Here is a 4,864-nt window from a genome sequence, read left to right on the forward strand (position 1 = left end):
GCCCGCCGCCGGCGCGCCATAGAGGAAGCGGCCGTCAATGTCGATGTTGGCGGTTTCGCCCTGGGCGATTTCCTGCTTGTCGGCCTTCATGTCGAATTCGATGCGATCCGGCACGAAATCCTCGACCAGGAACATGTGGCTGGCCACGGCCGGCTGCTTGGGATCGGTGTATATCGACACCGACCAGGTGCCTCGCATGGCGTTGGGTTCGAGCGGCAGGTCGACGGCATGGCCACCGGCCGAAGCGCCGTCACTGACGATGCGGCGGTCCTCGACGCCGTCGGGGCGCGAGAAGACGAACGTCAACGGCAGGTTCTCGACCGCCTTGGCGGCGCCGTCGCGGGCAAGCGCCGCGACATGAACATCTTCGCCGGCGCGGTAGATGCCGCGTTCGGTCCAGGCATAGACGTCCAGCGCACCTGGCGCCGCGCGCCCGGTGACGCCGCGGTCGGACAGGTCGAAGCCGGCCCGGCCCATATCTAGAAAGACGAAATCATTGTCGCCCTGCTTGGCCATCAGCACGGCCGGCACCATGCCGCCGTCGCCGCGCGTCAGGCCGGGGTTGAAGACGGCATGGCCGTCGGCATCCGATGTCGCCGTGCCGAGAACCTCATTGTTCCTGGCAACCAGCGTCAGTTCGGCGCCGGCTATCGGCTTGGCGCTGCCCAGTGAACGCGCAAAGACGTTGAGCCCGTCCTGCCCCGTATAGGTCGACAGGCCGATGTCGGAGACGACGAACCATTGCGTGGCCATCGAATTGTAGTTGTCGCTCTTGTCGTTGACGGCCTGCGCGGTCAGCACGTAGACGCCGGGCTTGCGCTGCGGCACCGCCTCGTCGACCGGGAAGGAGGTGGTGACCTCCTTGTTGAGATCATTGGCGATGTCGAGCTGGCCTTGCCAGACCGGCGCGCCCATCTGCTCGGAAATGTTGGAGATGTCGTAGCCGTCGAGCTGGTGCAGGAACTGGTAGCCCGACAGAAGCTGGGCCAGCGAACGATCGCCGACGCGGTAGAGCTTCATTTCGGCGGCATTCATGTTGACGGTGACGATCGGAATGCCGCGGCGCGCGCCGGCCGGCAGCACGAAGCTGTCACCGGTGAAGCGGGCGGACGGTGCGCGGTCCTGGACATAGATCGACAGCACCACGGGGGCCGCGGTCACTTCGCCGATTGCCGCCGGCAGGCCGGCGCGGAAGGTGACGTCGTAATGCTGACCATGCTCCAGCCCTTCGACGCAGATTTGCTTGTCCTTGGCCTCGACGCCCTTGGGTGGCGCGTTGTCGACGGTGACGAACGGCGCGTAGTCGACGCCGGTCTTGACCAGATCCTCGGAGAATTGCGCGCAGATGCGCGGCGCGCTGGTGTCGGCGTCGATGGTGTGATCGACAACGCGGAAACCCTTGCGGGCCTTGAGATCGGCATAGTCGGCCTGGACCGCCGGCGAAGGGTTCAGCGCAAGGCTGGCCTCATAGGCCTGCAGCGCCGGCCGGTAGAGATCGCGCTTGTCGAGCCCGTTGCCGAGCAGCGCCAGCACTTCGGCGCGCGTCTTGGTGGTGCGCAGCAATTTATAGGCATTGAAAGCGGCCGACGTGCCGTTCGCCGGCAAAGTGGAGGCTTCGGAGGTGCTAGCGGCGGGCTGAACGGCCAGCGTTTCACGCGCCAGGTTGAGCCAGAGCGGACCATCATCGGGCAGCACCGAGACCGCGGCCTCGTATTTCAGCATGGCGGAGCGGTGATCCCCGGTCAGCACGGCCTGTTCGGCGGCGTTCAGCAAGGCAGCCATGCCTTCGGTCGGCTTGTCATAGGCCGGGCCGAGCAGCTTGTTGCGGTATTGCTGGGCCTGATCGGCCATCCAGTTGGGGAAGAAAGCGAGTTCCGGCGGCGCGCCGATATCAGGATCGCCATCGATGTTGACGACCTTGCCCGCGACCGCGCCGTTGAAGGTTTTCAGCTGGTTGTAGTCGGATTTGAGGAAGCACCATTTGGCTTTTTTGTTGTAGGTGAAGGCACGGCAGGCCGGGTCTCCCAGGCATGTCGTCTTGCACTGGTCGATTGTCACATTCTGGTCGGACCTGAGATCAAAGCCGAAATAATCGGAATTGTCCGTTGTCGCGATCCGCCGGGCCTCGGCCGCTTGCGCGGCGCTGCTCCAGGCCAGGACACTGGCCCAGCCTAAAAACAGAAGAATCAGGATAGACAGACCACGAGCCGCGCGCATTGCCATAACACCCCTCCAGACACAGCTGACGTCCGGGCATGATCAAGCTTCAGTCAGGCTTGTCAACACAAGGACGCGGCAGGGTTCCGCCTGCCAACGGTTTCCTTTCCGGCCGATGACCGGTAGTACCTCCATAGGACAGGGGATCACGCTTTCTTGCGGCGACGCAAAAGGTGTGAATTCCAAGCCCGCCCTATTTCAGACAATTGGATTGTGGCCCCTTTACGAGCGCTTCAGAACTTCATTCCAATTTTAGTTTTGTAATCTAGGTTGTCTTAATGCCGGCGCATGAAGAGCAGATGTCAGGAGGTCGCGCGCCAGGGCTTGCGCTTCCGCGCGCCCTGCTGCTGGCCGTGATGTGCTCGACCGTGCTCGTCGCCGAATCGCGGCCGGCGGCCGCTTTCGAGCTTTTCGGCATCAAGCTGTGGGGGTCGTCCAGCGACGAGGATGCCGATATCGTCGATCCCCTGCGCTACGCCGTTACCATTTCCGCCCCCGACGCCGACAAGGATCTGGTCAAGAAGCTCGAAAATGCCTCGGCGCTGAAGAGTGACGAGGAGCGTCCGGTTTCCGGCTCGCTCGGGCTGATGGCCAAGGCGCGCAGCGACCGCGAACAGCTTGTCGCCGCGCTCTATGCCGATGCCCGCTACGAAGGCGTCGTCACCGTCACCATCGACGGCAAGCCGCTCGACGATTTGCCGCCGGATGCCGAATTCAAGGGGCCGCAGCCGGTTCCCGTGGTGATCGACATCGCCAGCGGGCCGAAATTCACCTTGGGCAATATCCACCTCGAGGGCGACGCAGCGGGGCTGATGAGCGCCGATTATGGCTTGATATCAGGCGGCGATGCGGGATCCGGCGCTGTGCTCAAGGCCGAGGCGCTGATCGTGCGGACGCTGAAGGAGCAAGGCAGGCCGCTGGCAGAGGTGACGGACCGGCAGATCGTCGCCGACCACGCTACTTCGACGCTGGACGTGACGCTGACGGTCGCCGCTGGGCCGGTCGCCGGCTATGGCGACACAACGGTGGAAGGCACCGAAAAGGTCGACCGCGACTTCACCGAATACATGACCGGCCTCAAGCGCGGCCGGCAGTACTCGCCGCAAGAGATCGATGACGCGCGCGACCGGCTGCTGGCGCTCGAGGTCTTCAACAGCGTGACGTTCAAGGAAGCCGACACGCTCGATGCCGACGGCAACATTCCGATCGGCGTCCAGGTCAGCGAGCGCAAGCCACGCTATTTCGGCGTCGGCGGCACCTTCTCCAACACCGAGGGGCTGGGCCTGGAAGGTTATTGGGGCCACCGCAATTTGTTCGGCCGGGCCGAGAAGCTGCGCATCGACGGCAAGATCAGCGGCATCGGCAGCAATGATCTCGGCGAGCTCAACTACAATGCCGGCATCATGTTCGAAAAGCCGGGCGTGATCGGGCCGGCATCGAAGTTCTTCGCCGGCGTCAAGACGGTACTCGAACATCCTGACGCCTATGACCATTTCTCGGTCAAGGGCAGCACCGGGCTGTCCTACGAGCTGACCAAGAAGCAGACGGTTTCCGCCGAGGTGGCGCTCGACTATTCCCGCATCCACGACGCTTTCGGCAAGCACAAATACCTGATCGCCAGCATTCCGCTGCAATATGTCTATGACAACCGGGACAACCGGCTGAACCCGACAAGCGGCTTCCGGGTGCTGGCCTATGCCGAGCCCAGCTACGACATTTTGAGCGGTGCGGCGTTCCTGAAGCTGAGGGGCGAAGGGTCGGCCTATCAGTCGCTGGACTCGGCTTCGAAATTCGTGCTGGCCGAACGTGTCGCCATCGGTTCGATCGTCGGCACCAGCCTCGAACATGTGCCAGCCGACCGGCGCTTTTATTCCGGGGGCGGCGGTTCGGTGCGCGGCTATGCCTATCAGGGCATCGGACCCAAGGACTTCACCGGCCAGCCGATCGGCGGCCTGTCCTTCTTCGAAACCTCGGTCGAGATGCGCATCGCCATCACCGATACGATCGGCATCGTGCCGTTCGTCGACGCCGGCACCGTATCGACCAAATCAGCTCCCGATTTCTCCGATGTCAAGGTCGGCGCCGGCGTCGGGCTGCGCTATGTCACGCCGTTCGGGCCACTGCGCATCGATGCCGCCGTGCCGCTCAACCGTGATCCGGGTGACCCGCATTTCGGCATCTATGCCGGCATCGGGCAGGCATTCTGAGCGATGAAAACAGTCTGGCGCATCCTCCGCATTGTCCTTTACACGCTGCTGATCGTGGTTGCGGGAGCGATCGGCGCGCTGGTGGTGCTGACCAAGACCGAGCGCGGCCGCGACAATCTCGCCGGCATCATTTCGCGGCTGGCTTCGAACGACAACCGCAAGATCACGGTCAGCGGCATAGACGGCATCTGGTCCGGGGCGCTCAGCGTCGACCATGTCGTGCTGGAGGACCGCGAGGGCGCCTGGCTGGTGGCGCGCAAGGTGGCCGTCGACTGGTCGCCGCTGGCGCTGCTGTCGAAAAACTTCAGCGCCGACCGTATCGCTGCCGAGCGTATCGAACTGGCGCGATTGCCGGTGGCCAGCACGCAGCCAGCGCCGAGCGGGGGTACGACGACGCTGCCGGTTTCCATCGACATCAAGCAGATCGATCTGCCCGAGAT

Annotated in this window: 3 protein-coding genes; 2 read left to right on the forward strand and 1 reads right to left on the reverse strand. The window is 63.7% G+C overall.

Annotated elements, in window-relative coordinates:
• The coding region (locus tag EN984_RS22905) for an MG2 domain-containing protein (protein WP_245480103.1) at window positions 1-2,223 on the reverse strand (2,223 nt) is incomplete at its 3' end.
• Window positions 2,224-2,495: 272 nt separating this feature from the next.
• Between EN984_RS22905 and EN984_RS22910 the strand changes: the two genes are divergently transcribed.
• Together EN984_RS22910 and EN984_RS22915 are read left to right on the forward strand one after the other, a co-directional pair.
• On the forward strand, window positions 2,496-4,424 hold the full coding sequence (locus EN984_RS22910) for an autotransporter assembly complex family protein (RefSeq protein ID WP_127383961.1): 1,929 nt from the start codon (window positions 2,496-2,498) through the stop codon (window positions 4,422-4,424).
• A 3-nt stretch (window positions 4,425-4,427) separates the two neighbouring features.
• Window positions 4,428-4,864: hypothetical protein (locus EN984_RS22915; protein WP_164765590.1), on the forward strand; the 437-nt coding region annotated here is incomplete at its 3' end.

Origin of the sequence: Mesorhizobium sp. M7A.F.Ca.CA.004.12.1.1 (genome assembly GCF_003997835.1) — a bacterium.
GTDB lineage: Bacteria > Pseudomonadota > Alphaproteobacteria > Rhizobiales > Rhizobiaceae > Mesorhizobium.

Excerpts from the sequence above, each read along its gene's own strand:
- EN984_RS22910 (WP_127383961.1), top strand. The coding sequence starts at position 2,496 with ATGCCGGCGCATGAAGAGCAGATGTCAGGAGGTCGCGCGCCAGGGCTT.